Origin of the sequence: Amycolatopsis samaneae, from assembly GCF_039541975.1 — a bacterium.
Lineage (GTDB): Bacteria > Actinomycetota > Actinomycetes > Mycobacteriales > Pseudonocardiaceae > Amycolatopsis > Amycolatopsis samaneae.
Map to the genome: position 1 here is coordinate 36,291 of NZ_BAABHG010000007.1, position 16,195 is coordinate 52,485.

The following is a 16,195-nucleotide window of genomic DNA, read 5'->3' on the forward strand; positions in this document are numbered from 1 at the left end:
AGCGGGTCGGCCGATCGGCCGATGCCGGGCCGGACAGCACTGGCCGTCTGCCCGAAGTGGACAAACCCGTGGCTCGGCGAAGCTCGTCACCGTTGGTCAAACCCGGTGAACGACGAGGAGAACCACAGTGCACCCGCGACAGCCGAACAATCCACAGTGGACAGCCGGTCCCGTGCTTTCCGGCCGTGGACTGGTGAAGCGCTACGGCGCCCAGTACGCGCTGGCCGGGGTCGACATCGACATCCGGGCGGGCGAGGCGGTCGCGATCGTCGGCCCGTCGGGCTCCGGGAAGACGTCGCTGCTGCACGTGCTCGCCGGGATCCTCCGCGCCGACGCCGGCGAGATCCACCTCGCCGGTCAGCGGGTCGACCAGCTCGGTGAGAAGAAGCGCAGCGAACTGCGCCGCACCGAGTTCGGGTTCGTCTTCCAGTCCGGCATGCTCGTCTCCGAGTTGTCCGCGGAGGAGAACGTCGCGCTTCCGTCGCTGCTGGCCGGGAAGGGCCGCAAGGAGGCCGTCGACGCGGGCCGGATCTGGCTCGAACGTCTCGGGCTGAAGGGCATGGAAACCCGGCGACCCGGCGAGATGTCCGGCGGGCAGGCCCAGCGCGTCGCGATCGCGCGGGCGCTGACCCATCAGCCGAAGGTGATCTTCGCCGACGAGCCGACCGGCGCGCTCGACACCCGTACCGGCCGCGAGACCATGGACGCGCTGCTCGGTGCCGCGCGGGAGACCGGCGCCGCGGTGGTCGTGGTCACCCACGACCGCGACATCGCCGAGTCCATGCCCACCACCGTCTCCATCCGTGACGGGCTGATCGCTTCGAGGGTCGCCGCATGAACTCGCTTCGCCTTGCGATGCAGGTGCTGCGTGTCGACCGGCGTACTCGCACCTCGGCGATCCTCACCGCGGTCGGTGTCGCGGTCGCGACCGCGCTGGTGCTGCTGCTCGCGTCGCTGCCGTTCGCCACTCAGGCCCGCGCGCAGCGCGCGATCTGGCAGGAGGGCTACTACTACGGCCAGGACAGGTCCAGTCTGCAGGAGGACTCCGGCCGGGCGGCGGCGCGCAACTCGGTGCCGATGCTCCTGCTCGCCTCCCAGGACTTCGCGAACGGCCAGGAGATCGCCCGCGTCGACGTCGCGCTGACCGGCAAGGGCGACGCGGCCGCGCTGAAGCCGTCCCCCGGCCTGCCGGGGCTGCCCGCGCCGGGCCAGGCCTACGTGTCGCCCGCGCTCGCCAAGCTCATCCAGGGCGACACGGCGACCCACCTCGGTGACCGCTACGGCAAGGTGGTCGGCGAACTGGGGCCGGAATCGCTGAAGTATCCGGAACAGCTGGTCGCGTTCGTCGGCCACTCCCCGGACACCATGCCGGAGACCGCGCGGCCGGTGACCACCTTCCCGCAGGGCAAGGCGAGTGTGGACGGCATGCTCACGCTGCTGTCCTGGGTCGGCATCATCGTGCTGCTGGTGCCGAGCCTGGTGCTCGTCGCCTCCTCGGCCAGGCTCACCGCGGCCCGACGGGAGCGGCGGCTGGCCGCGATCCGGCTGGCCGGCGCCACACCCGGCCAGGTGACCGGCATGGTCGCCGCCGAGACCACGCTGTCGGCGGTGGTCGGCGCGCTGGCCGGGCTCGCCGTCAGCCCCGGGCTGGCCGCGCTCGCGACGTACGTGTCCTGGGACGGCGGGACCTGGCAGGCCGCGGACTTCGCCCTCCCGGTGCCGCTGGCCGCCGCGCTGGTGCTCGCGCTGCCGGTGCTGGTGGTGCTGGCGGGGGTGCTCGGCCTGCGCCGGGTGCTGAGGACGCCGCTGTTCGCGGCGGGCGGGCACACGCCGAAGCCGTTGAAGTGGTGGCGGCTGCTGGCACTGCCCGTCGCCGGGTTGTTCTTCCTCTACGCGATTTCCACGTCGAAGAACAGCTCGAACGGCATGACCATGGTGATGGGCGGGCTGTTCCTGCTGGTCGCGTCCGCGATGGTGGTCGGGCCGTGGGTGACCTCCGCGGTGGGCGGTACGTTCGTGCGGATCTGGCGCCGTCCGGCGGCATTGCTGGCCGGGCGGCGGCTGCGGGAGGACCCGAAGGGCGCCTACCGGTCCTCGGCCGGGATCGTGCTCGCGGTGTTCGCCGGTTCGATGGCGCTGACGCTGCTGCCGACCTTCGAGTCGATGACCGGCGGTGGCCGCTCGTACCAGGACTCGGTGCTCTACGTCGACACCGACAGCACCCGCGCGGCACAGGTGGTCGACCAGGCCAACGCGAAGCTGACGGAGTACGGGCAGTCGGCGCGGGCACTGCCGGTGCCGACCGTGTCGCTGGTGTCCGGCGAGGGCCGCGGCCGCCGTGACCGGTCCGCGCTGGTGATGACCTGCGCGGAGGCCGCGAAGCTGACCCGGTTCGGTGTCGGCGGTGCGTGCCAGTCGGCGCCGGGCGTCTACAGCGACACGCCGGTCGACCTGGCGCAGTGGAAGGTCACCGGCAACCCCGGCTCGGAGAAGGAGACCGGCGTGGCGTTCGCGCCGGGCACGCCCGTGCACCGGATCACGAACGCGGACAAGGACCTCACCGACGTGTCCATCATCGACCCGTCCGTGCTCCCGGCCGGTGTCACGCCGAAGTGGGTCACGGTCGTGGCACCGACCACCGACGCGAACCGCGAGGTCGTGCGGACCGCGCTCGTCGGCGCGTCGAGCGGGGAGACGATCTGGAGCCGTGAGCAGCGGCTGCACGGTCAGGAGCAGGAACTCGGCGATCTGCGGCGGGTCACCGTCATCGGCCTGCTCGCCGCCGCCGTCCTCGCCGGATGCAGCGCCGCGGTCGCGACCGCGGGCTCGGTGATGGACCGCCGCCGCACCTTCGGCGCGCTGATCGCGGCGGGGACGCCGGTGCGGGTGCTGTCGAGGGCGCTGCGGATGGAGGCCGCGCTGCCCGCGCTGGTGGCCACGATCGGCGCCGGCGTGGTCGGGACGCTGGTCGGGGTCGGGTTGTTCAGCCTGGTCAGCGGGGGCGGGGTGGTGCTCAGCCCGTGGATCGCGGCGCCGGTGGTGCTCGGCGTGCTGGTGGCGCTGCTCGGGGCGTCGGTCTGCACACCCGCGCTGAAGCGGGTGCAGGCGGAACCGCTGGCCGACGAATAGGACGTGCTCGCCCTTCGATTCGGGGGAAGGGCGAGTTACGGGGGTAGCTGAAGGGGACTTTCCTCGCTCGGGGCGCGGGGAAGGCCCCCTTCAGCGTGTTTGTGGTCCGTGAATGCCACATTGAGGGACTCAGAGTCCCTCAATGTGGCATTCACGGACCTCCGAGCAGGCACAACGTGCGTCGGGGTCGATCTGTCCACAGGCATCCACCGGTTGTGGACAACTTCGGCCGCTCAGCCCGTTTCCCGGGGTCCTGTCGTACCCCGGCGATAGAATGTTGTTGGGGACGCCCCCCGGAGAGGGTGGGGGACACCCCCCAGTGGGGCCGAGTCGCCGGGGTGTTGGCGGGGCGGTCGGTTTGTCCATAGTGGACGTTCGGGCGCGTGGGTGGCGGCGTGCCGGGGCAAGCCCCGTGCTGGGGAGGCGGCGTGCCGGGCCAGCCACGTGCCGGGTAAACCGCGCGTCGGGTAAGCCACGTGCCGGGTAAGCCACGTGCCGGGTAAACCGCGCGTCGGGTAAACCGCGCGTCGGGTAAACCGCGCGTCGGGTAAACCCCGTTCCGGGCAAGCAGCCCTCCGGAAGCGCCCTCCGGGGGTGTCAGCGGCGTTCGAAGATCAGGTCGTGGGAGATCCGGCCTTCGACGTCGGCACGCTGCTCGAACTTCGTCACCGGGCGCCAGTCCGGGCGCGGTGCCCAGCCGCCCGGCTCGTCGGCGTACCGGTTGCGCAGCGCGGGCGAGGCCGAGCACACCTCCAGCATCTGCTCGGCGTAGTGCTCCCAGTCGGTCGCCAGGTGGAAGGTGCCGCCCGGCGCGAGCCGCGAGGCCACCAGCTCCACGAAGTCCGGCTGCACGATCCGCCGCTTGTGGTGGCGCTTCTTCGGCCACGGGTCGGGGAAGAACAGCCGCACCCCGGCCAGCGAGTCCGGCGCGACGTGCTCCTTCAGCAGGATCACCGCGTCACCGTGCATGAGCCGCAGGTTCGTCACGCCGAGCTTCTCCGCGCGCAGCATCAGCTGCCCGAGACCCGGGTCGTACACCTCGACGGCGACGTAGTTCAGTTCCGGCGCCGCGGCGGCCAGCTGCGACGTCGTCTCGCCCATCCCCGACCCGATCTCCAGCAGCACCGGAGCCGGGCGGCCGAACCAGGCGTCGAAGTCGACCGGGCCGGGCGGCAGCTCGGTGACCGTGCGGCCGAGCAACGGCCACTGTTCGTCCCAGGCGCGTTGCTGGCCGACGGTCATCCGGCCGCCGCGTTTGACATAGCTGACCACGCTGCGCAGTCGTGGCTGGTCCTCGCTCTCCACGGGCCCAACCCTACGGCGCGCTAGCGGACGGCTTCGAACTCCCCGAGCCGGGCGCGCAGACCGGCGAGCCCGGCGACCGCGATCGGCTCCGGCGTGCTGCCGCTGTGTGCGGGCAGCACGTCGATCCAGCCGGGGTGGCGATCGGTGTTGATCACCGTGGTGGGGATGGCGTGCCCGGACTTGCCACGTTCGGACGGCATGAATTCCCAATACCCGGATTCGCCGTCGGCGGCCCACGGCACGAATTCCCATCCGGGCCGTCTGCCGAGCAGCTGTGCTATTCGATCTTCGATGCGGAAACCGAGTTCCCGCGATTCCAGTTTCCCGTCCGCGACCGCGCGCAACCACCACGGCGCGGGCACCGGGCCGTGCATCCCGCCCGCGGTGCGGAACAACGCCACTACTCGATCTTCGGGGGCGCGATGCACCCACGCGCGCCGGAGTTCGACGGGCCCCGCCGCGGACGCCGCCGTCCGCGGGAGTTCGATGGCCTGAGACCACTCGAGATCGAGCATCGGTTCCAGTCGTGGCGCCGCCATTTCCTTGCGGGCACGGGGAATCGTGCTACCTACATCCTGACCGGTGTCCACCGCCAAGGATCACCTCCACGGGAGCTGAGACGGTTCCGGTTCGTTCCTCACTATGAATATTTCCTGGTCACGGCATTATGTCCGCTTCCTGTGAGAGAAGCCACAGGCTCTTAATATGGTCTTAACTCCTTTGCCTGCGGTATACGATCGCCCGTTACTCCAGGTGGCCGGAAGATCAGGCGTCCCGGTGCCGGGTCACCGCGACACCGGCGGCGAACACGACGACGCTGATCGCCGCGAAATAGCCCAGATATCCCCACGGCCCCATGGGCGGCGAGAGCCGCAACATCGTCCGCTGCAGATCGCCACCGGCGAACTGGTCGGCCGCGTAGAACGGCATCCACGGGTAGATGTGGGGACCCACCCGGGGAATGAGCGCCAGCAGTCCCTCGACCAACTGCGTCCAGACCAGCACCAGCGCCAGCGCGAGACCCGTGTTGCGCAACAGCAGTCCGACGCCGACGCCGAGAATCCCGGTCAGCAGGAACGTCACGGACTGCCCGAGCACCGACCGCCAGTCCGCGCCGGTGTGCAGCGCGAGGTCGGCGCCGGGCTGGACCAGCAGGGAAACACCCCACGAACCGAAGCCGACGACGAGACCGATCGCGGTGCTCAGCGCGCCGACCACGGTCGCCTTCGCCAGCAGCGCGGGCACCCGGGAGGGCACCGCCTGGAACGTCAGCCGCAGCGTGCCCCAGTTGATCTCCGAGGTCGCCGCCAGCACCGCGAGGACCAGCACCACCGTGCGGCCCTGTGCCGACGCCAGCTGCGTGTTGCCGACGTTGACCGGGACCTTCGATCCGGCGAGCCCCATGAAGACCGCGGTGAACGCCAGCGGCGCTACGACGGCGATCGCGGTGCACCACCACGGCGCCCGGGTGCTGAACAGCTTGATCCGTTCGGCGCGCAGCACGTTCATCGCGCGGCTCCCTGCTGCTCCATGGTGAATTCCGTGGCTTCCCTGGTCAGCTCCAGGTACGCGCGTTCGAGTGAACCGGTGATCGGGCTCAGCTCGTGCAGCGTGGCGCCCGCGGTGAACGCGAGCTCGCCGAGCGCGTCACTGTCCATTCCGGACACCACAAGCGCGCCGTCGTGCTCGGTGAACTGGGCGCCGCGTTCGCCCAGCGCGGTACGCAGCGCTTCGGCGTGCGGCGTCCGGACCCGGACGCCGTGCTCGCTCGTGCGGGCGACGAACTCCTCCATGGTGCCCTGGTAGATCAGCCTCCCCCGGCCGATCACGACGAGGTCCTGGGCGGTCTGCGCCATTTCCGGCAGCAGGTGACTGGAGACGAACACCGTCCGCCCCTCGGCGGCCAGCGCGTGCATCAGCCGGCGGATCCAGACGATGCCTTCCGGGTCCAGCCCGTTCACCGGCTCGTCGAACAGCAGCACGCGTGGATCGCCGAGCAGCGCGGTCGCGATGCCGAGCCGCTGGAGCATGCCGAGGGAGAACTGTCCCGCCCGCTTCTTCGCCACGGTGTCCAGCCCGACCAGCGTGAGGACCTCGTCGGCCCGCCGGTCCGGGATCCCGTTCGACGCCGCGAGCCAGCGCAGGTGCTCCCGCGCCGAGCGACCGGGATGCCGCCAGGTCGCGTCCAGCATCGCGCCGACCGTCCTCAGTGGATCCCGCAGCCGCCGGTAGGGCTCGCCGTCGACGAGGACGTCACCCGCGTCCGGTGTGTCGAGGCCGAGCACCATCCGCATGGTCGTCGACTTCCCGGCGCCGTTCGGCCCGAGAAAACCCGTGACGCGCCCGGCCCGCGCGGTGAACGTCAGCCCGTTCACCGCGACCGTCCTGCCGTATCTCTTGGTCAGCCCTCTCGCTTCGATCACCGAAGCCCTCCCCCTCCTGCTAATGGACGAGGCTGACCTTACGCCGAAACGTGCCGAAACGAGCGGATCCGGGTCACCCCCCGATTGGTGACCCGGATCCGCTCTTCCCCTGTTTCCCCTTGTCCAGCCGGTACGGCCCCCGAATTCGCCGTTTCCCGTCCGGAACTTCCTGTGGTGGTCCTTCCCCTACGCGTCGCGCTTCTTGGCGACCCCGATCGCGATGGCCAGCAGCACGATCGAGAACCCGGCGAAGTAGGCCAGCGCCCAGCCGGGGCTCAGCGGTGAATCCGAGACGATCCGGCCCGCGGTGTTGCCCCCGCCGCTGAGGAACTTGTCCGCGACGTTGAACGGCATCCACTTGTGGATCTTCTCGCCGGCCTTCGGGATGAGCTTGATGAGGTTCTCCGCGGCCAGGCTGTAGATCAGCAGCAGCGCGATGGCGCCGGCGCTGTGCCGGATCAGGATGCCGACGGCCACCGCGATCACCGCGGCGAAGGCGAACAGCACGCCGACGCCGGCGACGTTGATCCAGTCGGCCGTGGTGTGCAGCGCGAGGTTGTCCTTCGGGCGGATCAGCTTCGCGATGCCCCACGAGCCGAACCCGGCGATCTCACCGATGACGAGCGAGAGCAGGGCGACGACGGCGGTCTTCGCCACCAGCGCCGAGCCGCGGTGCGGAACCGCCTGGAAGGTCGTCCGGATGGTGCCGAAGCGGTATTCGGTGGTCACCGAAAGCGCCGCGAGCACCATGATCACGGCGGACCCGAACTGGTAGCCGATCTGGGTGGTCGGCACGTCCAGCGATTCGCCCGCCGGTGCGGCGGCCGCGAACATACCGGCGAGGCCGACGGTGAGGCCGAGGGTGATGAGTGCGCACCACCACGGCGAGCGGGTGGTGAAGAGCTTGATGCGTTCTACCGCGAGCAGAGTCATGATCTTCGGTTTCCTCGGGAGGTCAGTGGGCGGCCGGGTCGAGTACGTGCTGCGCCTCGGCGTCGAGGCCGGTGTGGTACTCCACGGAGTCACCGGTGATCTGCATGAACGCCTGTTCCAGCGAGCCGGTCTGCGGGCTCAGCTCGTGCAGCACGAGCCGGTTTGCCGCGGCGATCTCGCCGATCTTGTCACTGTCCATTCCGGACACCCGGATGCCGTTGTCGTCGTCGGTCACGCTCGCGCTCGCCTTGACGAGTACCTCGCGCAGCTCGGCGAGCTGCGGCGAACGGACCTTGACGCTGTTCTCCGCCGCGCGGGACACGAAGTCCTCGGTGGACGACTGGGAGATCAGCTGCCCCTTCCCGATCACCACCAGCTGGCTCGCGGTCAGCGCCATCTCGGAAAGCAGGTGCGAGGAGACGAACACGGTGCGGCCCTCGTCGGCCAGCCGGTGCATGAACTTCCGGATCCAGAGGATGCCCTCGGGGTCGAGCCCGTTCACCGGCTCGTCGAACAGCAGCACCTCCGGGTCGCCCAGCAGCGCCGCGCCGATCCCCAGCCGCTGCGACATACCGAGCGAGAACCCGCCGGCCCGCTTGCCCGCGACGCTGGTCAGCCCGACGATGTCGAGCACCTCGTCCACGCGCGAGGCCGGGATGCGGTTGGACTTCGCCATCCAGCTCAGGTGCGCCCGCGCCGAGCGGTTGGGGTGCACCCACTTCGCGTCGAGCAGCGCGCCGACGGTACGCAGCGGCTCCTTGAGGTCGTGGTAGCGCTTGCCGCCGATCAGTGCCTGGCCGGAGGTCGGGTTGTCCAGGCCGAGGATCATGCGCATGGTGGTCGACTTGCCCGCGCCGTTCGGGCCGAGGAACCCGGTCACCTTGCCCGCCGCCACGCTGAACGAAAGGTTGTTCACCGCCAGCGTGGCGCCGTAGCGTTTGGTGAGGCTCGTTGCCTCGATCATGTCTGCTCCCTCTGCAGCGGCTGATGCGTCGTGGCCCGTGTGGTGCAACGCGACGTAGTCCCTGCCGCGACACCCCCAGCTGTGTGCCGGGACCCATCGTTGCCGATGGCGACCCGTGCCCGCGTCATCCTGAGGATCGAACCTGTCACCCGACCTGAGTAGTACCTTCCTCGTACCCGGGCACTGGTGCGATCGGTGATGACCCTGAGTCAACCCTGAACTCATGCCGGGGTCGTGTCGCCGACATTAATGAACCGTGATTCAATAAAGGCATGGCACGACCACGGAGCATCAGCGACGAACGGCTGCTGGCCGCGGCGGCGACCGTCATCGGCCGCGTCGGCCCCGGTTTCACGCTCGCCCAGGTGGCCGCCGAGGCCGACGTCGCGGTCGGCACCCCGAGTCAGCGTTTCGGCTCGAAAACGGGCCTTTTGCAGGCACTGAGCCGGCACGCGACCGGGGAGGTGACCGGCCGGATGCGAGCCCGCGCCGACGCGGCGCAGGACGCGGTCGCGGGACTCCGGGCGGCGCTGGCGGAGACGTACGCCGGGTTCGGGGACGCCGGAACGGCGGCGAACCACCTCGGCCAGCTCGGTGTCGACATCGGCGATCCCGCCCTGCGGGCGCTGCTCGGCGAGCACTACGCCGCGGTGAAGGGCGAACTCCGCCTTTTGGCCGACGCCGCCGCGCCGGAGCTGCCGCGCGCGCCGGAGCCGGAGCGCGCGGCGCGGACGCTGCTGGCGGTGGTCAACGGGGCCTTGCTCGACTGGTCGATCCGCCCGGAGGGCGGCCTGGTCGAGCGACTGACCGAAGACGTCGACGCGGTGCTGTCCGCGTGGCGAGGACAGGAGGGGCAGTGAAGGAAAACCTGAGGGGCAAGGTCGCGGTGGTCACCGGCGCGACGCGCGGCTGCGGCCGGGCCATCGCGGTGGAGCTGGGCCGCCTCGGCGCGACGGTGTACGTCACCGGGCGGACGACGCGGACGACGTCGTCGCCGATGAACCGCGCGGAAACCATCGAGGGCACCGCCGAGCTGGTGGACGCGGCGGGCGGGCGGGGTGTCGCGGTGCGCTGCGACTTCACCTCGGTGTCCGATGTGGACACTCTGCGGGACAGGATCGCCGCCGTCGAGTCCGGAATCGACGTGCTGGTCGACGACGTCTGGGGCGGTGATCCGTTCGCGGACTTCGATTCGCCGTACTGGGAGTCCTCTTTGGACAACGCGCTGACGCTGGTGCGCAACGCGGTCGAGACCCACCTCATCGCCCTGCACCGGCTGCTCCCGCTCGTGGTGCGGCGGCCGGGCGGGCTGGTGCTGGAGGTCACCGACGGCGACAACGAAGACTACGTCGGCGCCGGGATCCCGTACTACCTCGCCAAGAGCGGCATCCGCGCACTCGGCCGCGCGTTGGGTGCCGAGCTGGCCAAGCACGGCTGCACCGGGCTCTCGATCACGCCGGGCTTCCTGCGTTCCGAGGCGATGCTCGACCTGTTCGGCGTCACCGAGCAGACCTGGCGGGACGCGGTGGGCAGGACCGCGCCGGTCGACTTCGCGATCTCGGAGTCACCGGCGTACGTGGCGCGCGGTGTCGCGGCGCTGGCCGCGGACCCCGACGTCGCGCGCTTCGCCGGCCGGACGCTGGCGTCGTGGACGCTGATGCGCGAGTACGGGATCACCGACGTCGACGGCTCCCGCCCGGACTTCGGCCGCTGGATGAGCGAGGTCCACCAGGCCGGCCTCGATCCCGCGACGGCCGATCCGGCGCCGTTCCGGTGAAGGCCGTGGGCCCCGGGGAACTCCCGAATCCTCCGGGGCCCACGGTCTGGGCAGGGCACGTGCTGGGGCCAAGAAAAGCACGTACCCGCTGGTCATCAGCCGACGCCCGGCTTCGCCAGTCCGGTCTCGTAGGCGAGGACCACCGCCTGCACGCGGTCCCGCAGCTCCAGCTTCGCGAGGATCCGGCCGACGTGGGTCTTCACCGTCGCCTCGGACAGGAACAGCGTTTCGGCGATCTCCAGGTTCGACATGCCCTTCGCGATCAGCACGAGCACCTCGCGCTCCCGCTCGGTCAGCGCCTCCAGCTCGGAGGTGTCCCGCAGCGGGCTGCCGCCCGCGCCGACGAACCGGTCCAGCAGCCGCCGCGTCACCGAGGGGGACACCACCGCGTCGCCGCTCGCCACCGAGCGCAGCGCCGAGATCAGGTGATCCGGCTGGGTGTCCTTGAGCAGGAACCCGCTCGCTCCGCCCTGCAACGCCGCGTAGACGTACTCGTCCAGGTCGAACGTCGTCATCACGAGCACCCGCGCGGTCCCGGCCGCGACGATCCGCTTGGTCGCCTCGACGCCGTCCAGCACCGGCATCCGCACGTCCATCAGCACGACGTCCGGGCGCAGCTGCTCGGCGAGCCGCACCGCCTGCGCGCCGTCCCCCGCCTCGCCGACGACGTCGATGTCCTCCTGCGCGCCGAGCACCATCCGGAAACCGACGCGCATGAGCTCCTGGTCGTCGACCAGCACCACCCGGATCACGAGGCCAGCCTGACCGGCAGCGCGGCACGTACCTGCCACCCACCGTCCGCGGGCCCTACCTCCAGCGTTCCGCCGTACACGTTCGCGCGCTCCCTCATCCCGATCAGTCCGTTCCCGCCCGGCACCTGCAGCCGGATCGGGGCCTTCGCGGTCTTCGACGTCGAGGACGCCGCCGTCGCGGGCACCAGTTCCATCGCCCGTCCGGCGCCATCGTCCCGGACGAGCACCTCGATCGACTCACCGACACGGCACACCCGTACCTCGGCGTTCGCCCCCGCGCCCGCGTGCTTGAGCGTGTTGGTCAGCGACTCCTGCACGATCCGGTACACCCCGAGCGACACTCCGGCCGGCAGATCGCCCAGATCCTCTTCGACGTCGAGGGACACCGCGACCCCGGCGTCCCGCATCCGCTCGGCGAGGTCGGCGAGCGCGTGCGCGTCCGGCTGCGGCACCCTCGGCTCGTCGTCCCCGTGCTCGTTGCGCAGCACGTCCAGCAGCCGCCGCAGTTCACCCAGCGCGCCCCGGCCGGTCTCGGAGATCGTCCGCAGCGCCCGTTCCGCCAGCTCCGGATCCGACTTCAGCGCGTACGAGGCGCCGTCGGCCTGCACCACCATCACGCTCACCGCGTGCGCGACGACGTCGTGCAGTTCGCGGGCGATCCGGCCGCGTTCCTCGGCGACCGCGATCCGGGTGGCCTGGTCGCGCTCGGTCTCCAGCAGGTGCAGCCGGGCCTGCACCTCCTCGTCGTAGGCGCGGCGGGCGCCGACGAACTCCCCGAGCACCCAGCACAGCGCGATGCCGAACAGCGTGAACACCATCGAGGAGAGCCGGTTCTCCAGCGGCTGGGTGGTCAGCAGGGCGCCGCTGGCCAGCGCCAGCACCAGGACGTAGATCAGGCCCTGGCGGCGGCCGACGTAGACGACCACCGAGTAGACGCTGATCGCCAGGCCGATCACGCCGGCGGTGCCGAGCGCGAGCGTGTTGTGGATGATGCCGATCACCAGCAGCACGTACGCCGACCAGAGCGGCGCTCGTCGGCGGTAGACCAGCGCCAGGATGATCGCGGCCTCGATCGGGAGCGCCACGTACCACGGCGGCAGGCTGGAGAAGTCGTTGACGATCTCGTCCAGCACGAGGATCAGGAGATCGACGAGCCCGACGATCACGGCCAGCATCGTGTCGCCCACCATCGGATGGGCACGTAGCCAGAGACTCAACCGTCGCACCTCGACACCGTAGGTCCACTCCGGCGCCCGGCGCGTCGGTCGGCGGTAGCACCTTCGGTGCGACCCGAGGATGAGGGACATGGCACGATTCGTCGGGAGGGCTTTCGGAGGCAGCGTGAGCACACAATCGCGAAGCACGCTCGCGCTGCCGACCGGGTGCGGGTGTCCCGCAAGACTCTGGAGGGGGATGCGGTCGTGACGTCAGCGGCGGATCAGGGGCGTCTCGCGGGCCCGCTGTCGATGTCGGTGGCGAATCTCTGCCACCGGCTCCAGGCGCAGGTCTCGCCACGCACCGCGGCGGGGTTCGCCGAGGTGCTGCGCAGGCTCGGCGGGCCGTTGCAGGTCGCGGTCGCCGGCCGGATCAAGTCCGGGAAGTCGACGCTGGTCAACGCGCTGATCGGGCGTCGCGTCGCCCCGACCGACATCGGCGAGTGCACCCGGCTGGTGACCCGGTTCCAGTACGGCACGGTCGACCGCGTCGAGATCGTGTTCACCGACGGGCGCAAGCAGGTGCTGCCCTTCGCCGCGGACGGCATGATCCCCGCCGAGCTCGGTGTCGACATCGAGCAGGTCTCGCACATCGAGGCCTACCTGACCAACGCCGTCCTGCAGGGCATGACGGTGATCGACACACCCGGCCTCGGTTCGCTCGACGCCGCGTCGGTGTCCCGCACCGAACAACTACTGGGCGCGGCCAAGCACCGTAAGGACGACGACGAGGAAGAAGAGGGTTCGGACGACCTCGACGACACCTCGCGCAACGCCGTCGCGGGCGCCGAGGCCGTGCTCTACGTCGTCACCCAGGGCGTGCGGGCCGACGACCAGCAGGCCCTCGCCGCGTTCACCGCGGCCACCGCGAGCCGCGAGGCGGGCCCGGTGAACGCGATCGCGGTGCTCAACAAGGCCGACACCATCGCGCCCGAGTCGGTCGAGGGCGCGGACGGCGACGTGTGGAAGGCCGCGACGATGCTCGCCGAAAAGCAGGCGAGCACGTTGAAACCGCGGGTCGCCGACGTCCTGCCGGTGATCGGACTGATCGCCGAGTCGGCCGAGTCCGGCGGTTTCACCTCCGCCGACGCCGAGGCGTTGCGGCAGCTCGCCGAGATGGACGACGACATCCTCGAGACCATGCTGATCTCGGCGGACATCTTCACCAGCTGGGACTGCGAGGTCGCCGCCGGGACCCGGCTGCGGCTGCTGGAGAAGCTCGACCTGTTCGGCGTCCGGCGCGCGGTGGAGTCGATCCGCGCGGAACCGGCCATCACCGCGGGCGCGCTGCGCCGCGTCCTGCTCGACGCGTCCGGGCTCGAAGCCGTCCGGCAGCGGCTGTCGATCGTGTTCGCCGCCCGCGCCGACGGGATCAAGGCGGCGGCCGCGCTCGCCTCGGTCACCGCGCTCGCGCACGCTTCCGGCGACCCGGCGGAACGCCAGCGTGTGCACGACGCGATCGAGGTCCTGCTCGCCAAGCCGGAGGCCCACCAGCTGCGGCTGCTGGAGGCGCTGACGCTGGTCGCCTCGGGTGCGGTGGACATGCCGGAGGACCTGACCGAGGAGGTCCTGCGCGTCGGCAGCAACGCCGACATCGGCGCGCAGCTCGGGATGCCCGGCGCCGGCCGCGCCGAGCTCACCGCGCACGCGCTGGAACGCGCGGGCTGGTGGCGTTCGTTCGCGTCCTTCGGCGCGACACCGGCGCAAAGCCGCGTCGCGCATGTCGTGCACCGGGCGTACTTCCTGATCTGGCAACAGATCCGCGAACCGCAGGGCTGAACCGGCACCCGGCCTTGTTCTCGGTTGCCCAGCGGGTGCGAACCCGTCGGGATCCGGGGTTTCACCGCGTACATTGGAATTCGTGCGCCTAGAGAACACGACTTCCTGGCGGGTCGGCTGGACCAGCGAGTCCGTGGTCGACGTCGCGCTGTATGTCCGCGACGCCCTCGCGTTGTCCGTCGAGGACGGCCCGGTGCTGCCCCCGGTGGAGCCGGACGTTCCGGTGCACATCCCACCGGGGCTCGACCGCGCCGCCGTCCAGCGTGAGTGGGCCGCCTGGTGGGACGAGCTGCTCGCGTCCCTGCGGGCCCGCGACGATCCCGACCCGCGCGGCCGCCACCGGCGGGCCGGGCTGGAGGCGGACACCGCGACGCGGCACGCGATCGAGTACTTCACCGCGTCGGCGTCCCGGCATTTCGCCTCCTCGCGCGGTCCGGCGCTGCGCGGCGCCGGTGATCGGTCCGGCGAGGGCGGCACCCCGTGGGCGCCCGGCTTCTACCGGCGCCAGATCGTCGCCGGGGAACGGCTCGGCCAGCTGGTCCGGGAGGCGGAGGTCCGGCTGGGCAGGCGCGCCTACCCGTTCCGGCTCTCGGTCATCGAGATCTCCGTCGCCGGGCCGGTGTGGCTGCGGGTGGCCGAGGACCAGGTACTGGTGTCCTCCCGGTTCGCCGAGAACGGGCCGCTGCTGGAGGCCGCGCTGTGCGAGGTGATCGACGACCTGGCCTGACCCGGTTTTGATAAACCGAGCAGTCACTCTGATAATGAGTGACATGGAAACGATCATCGACGAACCACGCTGGGTCCGCCGCGGTTCGTGGTTCGGGTGCCCGCTGGGCGGCGCGCTGCTCGGCGCCGGGCTCTACGCCGTCGCGGGCTGGGTGGTTTCGCTCGCCTGGTTCCCCATGCAGGGGCCGTTCAAGCTGATCGTGCAGATCCCGCGGCCGTGGGGGCTGCTCGGCCTGATCGCCGTCGGCCTGGTCGCGGGCTGGCTGTTCGCCGCGGTCTGGGCGGAGCAGCGGCTGATCGTGACGGTCGCGCCCGGGAGCGTCCGGCTCCAGCGGGGCAAGAAGAAGCGGCGCATCGAGGCCGAGGTGACCGCGGTGTTCAAGGACGACAAGGAGCTCGTGCTGCTGGGTGTCGAAGGCAGGGAGCTGGTGCGCGAGAAGGCCGATCTTGCCGAGGCCGACCTGGCGAAGGGCTTCACCGAACACGGCTTCCCCTGGCAGGACGAGCCACCCGCGGAGCGATGAGAAAGGTCGATCCGGCCAAGCACGCGGCGAAGCGCCGGGCGATCCTCGACGCGGCCGCCGGATGCTTCGCCGAAAAGGGTTTCGAGAAGACGACGACCGCGCACATCTGCCGCGTCGCCGGGATCTCCTCGGGCAGCCTCTTCCACTACTTCCCCACCAAACGCGCGGTGTTCGTCGCGATCTTCGCGGACGAGGGGGAACAGACCGCCGAGTACCTCGCCGAGGCGGTGAAGGCGCCCGACCCGCTGACCGCGTTGTTCGACGTCGTTGACCACTTCGCCGCCGGCGTCGCCGAACCGGCCGTGGTCCGGCTCCTGCTCGAAGTCGCCGCGCAGACCGCGCGCGACGAGGAGTTCGCCGCGCTGATCCGGCACAACGAGACCGTGCTGCGCGACGGGATCGAGGTGCTCGTCCGGCGGGCGGCCGGGGCGGGGCTGATCGACGCGTCGATCCCGCCCCGCGGCGCCGCGAACTGGATCACCGTGCTGATCGACGCGCTGCTCGGCCGGGCGAACTTCGATCCGGAGTTCGACGTCGTCGCCGAGCGGGACATGCTCAGGCTGATCCTGACGCGGTTCCTGTGCCCGGATTCCGCGGTTTCCGCCCCCGGTGGCGGTGGAATGCCCCAGACTGGTGGAATCTCCCCCAGCTGACGGGGGTTCCGGACAG

General features: G+C 70.8%; 16 protein-coding genes. 8 read left to right on the forward strand and 8 right to left on the reverse strand.

Features of this window, described 5'->3' with window-relative positions; genetic code table 11:
- The first annotated feature begins 172 nt into the window (after window positions 1–172).
- Together ABD987_RS19125 and ABD987_RS19130 are read left to right on the forward strand one after the other, a co-directional pair.
- Window positions 173–838, forward strand: a complete 666-nt coding sequence (locus tag ABD987_RS19125) for an ABC transporter ATP-binding protein (protein ID WP_345396148.1) — start codon at window positions 173–175, stop codon at window positions 836–838.
- Window positions 835–3,129, forward strand: a complete 2,295-nt coding sequence (locus ABD987_RS19130; RefSeq protein WP_345394938.1) for an FtsX-like permease family protein — start codon at window positions 835–837, stop codon at window positions 3,127–3,129. Before ABD987_RS19125 ends, ABD987_RS19130 begins: the two co-directional genes overlap by 4 nt.
- Before the next feature lie 597 nt (window positions 3,130–3,726).
- Here the strand turns inward: ABD987_RS19130 and trmB are convergent.
- From trmB to ABD987_RS19160, 6 genes are all read right to left on the reverse strand, one after another.
- The gene (gene trmB / locus ABD987_RS19135) at window positions 3,727–4,434 is read right to left on the reverse strand and encodes a tRNA (guanosine(46)-N7)-methyltransferase TrmB (protein WP_345394941.1); all 708 of its coding nucleotides are present in this window, start codon (window positions 4,432–4,434) and stop codon (window positions 3,727–3,729) included.
- A 20-nt stretch (window positions 4,435–4,454) separates the two neighbouring features.
- Window positions 4,455–4,973 carry a hypothetical protein gene (locus ABD987_RS19140; RefSeq protein WP_345394943.1) on the reverse strand — a complete coding sequence of 173 codons (519 nt, stop codon included), beginning with the start codon at window positions 4,971–4,973 and terminating at the stop codon, window positions 4,455–4,457.
- Window positions 4,974–5,199: 226 nt separating this feature from the next.
- On the reverse strand, window positions 5,200–5,943 hold the full coding sequence (locus ABD987_RS19145; protein WP_345394946.1) for a hypothetical protein: 744 nt from the start codon (window positions 5,941–5,943) through the stop codon (window positions 5,200–5,202).
- Window positions 5,940–6,857 carry an ABC transporter ATP-binding protein gene (locus ABD987_RS19150; RefSeq protein WP_345394949.1) on the reverse strand — a complete coding sequence of 306 codons (918 nt, stop codon included), beginning with the start codon at window positions 6,855–6,857 and terminating at the stop codon, window positions 5,940–5,942. Before ABD987_RS19150 ends, ABD987_RS19145 begins: the two co-directional genes overlap by 4 nt.
- Before the next feature lie 186 nt (window positions 6,858–7,043).
- Window positions 7,044–7,790, reverse strand: a complete 747-nt coding sequence (locus ABD987_RS19155) for a hypothetical protein (RefSeq protein ID WP_345394952.1) — start codon at window positions 7,788–7,790, stop codon at window positions 7,044–7,046.
- A 22-nt stretch (window positions 7,791–7,812) separates the two neighbouring features.
- Window positions 7,813–8,754: an ABC transporter ATP-binding protein gene (locus ABD987_RS19160; protein ID WP_345394955.1), complete on the reverse strand. Its 942-nt coding sequence runs from the start codon at window positions 8,752–8,754 to the stop codon at window positions 7,813–7,815.
- 272 nt (window positions 8,755–9,026) lie between these two features.
- On the opposite strand from ABD987_RS19160, the gene ABD987_RS19165 reads away from it, so the two are divergent.
- Together ABD987_RS19165 and ABD987_RS19170 are read left to right on the forward strand one after the other, a co-directional pair.
- On the forward strand, window positions 9,027–9,614 hold the full coding sequence (locus ABD987_RS19165; RefSeq protein WP_345394958.1) for a TetR family transcriptional regulator: 588 nt from the start codon (window positions 9,027–9,029) through the stop codon (window positions 9,612–9,614).
- A gap of 8 nt (window positions 9,615–9,622) precedes the next feature.
- The gene (locus ABD987_RS19170; RefSeq protein ID WP_345396151.1) at window positions 9,623–10,531 is read left to right on the forward strand and encodes an SDR family oxidoreductase; all 909 of its coding nucleotides are present in this window, start codon (window positions 9,623–9,625) and stop codon (window positions 10,529–10,531) included.
- A gap of 95 nt (window positions 10,532–10,626) precedes the next feature.
- Here ABD987_RS19170 and ABD987_RS19175 read toward each other — a convergent pair whose 3' ends face one another.
- Entirely contained in the window at window positions 10,627–11,283 is a 657-nt protein-coding gene (locus tag ABD987_RS19175; RefSeq protein ID WP_345394961.1) for a response regulator, read from the reverse strand.
- On the reverse strand, window positions 11,280–12,509 hold the full coding sequence (locus ABD987_RS19180) for a sensor histidine kinase (protein WP_425551086.1): 1,230 nt from the start codon (window positions 12,507–12,509) through the stop codon (window positions 11,280–11,282). The genes ABD987_RS19175 and ABD987_RS19180 overlap by 4 nt, the downstream gene beginning before the upstream one ends.
- A gap of 240 nt (window positions 12,510–12,749) precedes the next feature.
- Between ABD987_RS19180 and ABD987_RS19185 the strand changes: the two genes are divergently transcribed.
- The 4 genes from ABD987_RS19185 (at window position 12,750) to ABD987_RS19200 (ending at window position 16,179) form a co-directional block, all read left to right on the forward strand.
- A complete protein-coding gene (locus ABD987_RS19185; protein ID WP_345396157.1) occupies window positions 12,750–14,276 on the forward strand; it encodes a dynamin family protein in 1,527 nt (508 codons plus the stop codon).
- Between the two features lie 82 nt (window positions 14,277–14,358).
- On the forward strand, window positions 14,359–15,003 hold the full coding sequence (locus ABD987_RS19190) for a hypothetical protein (protein ID WP_345394964.1): 645 nt from the start codon (window positions 14,359–14,361) through the stop codon (window positions 15,001–15,003).
- Window positions 15,004–15,046: 43 nt separating this feature from the next.
- A complete protein-coding gene (locus tag ABD987_RS19195; RefSeq protein ID WP_345394966.1) occupies window positions 15,047–15,526 on the forward strand; it encodes a YqeB family protein in 480 nt (159 codons plus the stop codon).
- A complete protein-coding gene (locus tag ABD987_RS19200; RefSeq protein ID WP_345394968.1) occupies window positions 15,523–16,179 on the forward strand; it encodes a TetR/AcrR family transcriptional regulator in 657 nt (218 codons plus the stop codon). The genes ABD987_RS19195 and ABD987_RS19200 overlap by 4 nt, the downstream gene beginning before the upstream one ends.
- The last annotated feature ends 16 nt before the right edge of the window (window positions 16,180–16,195 follow it).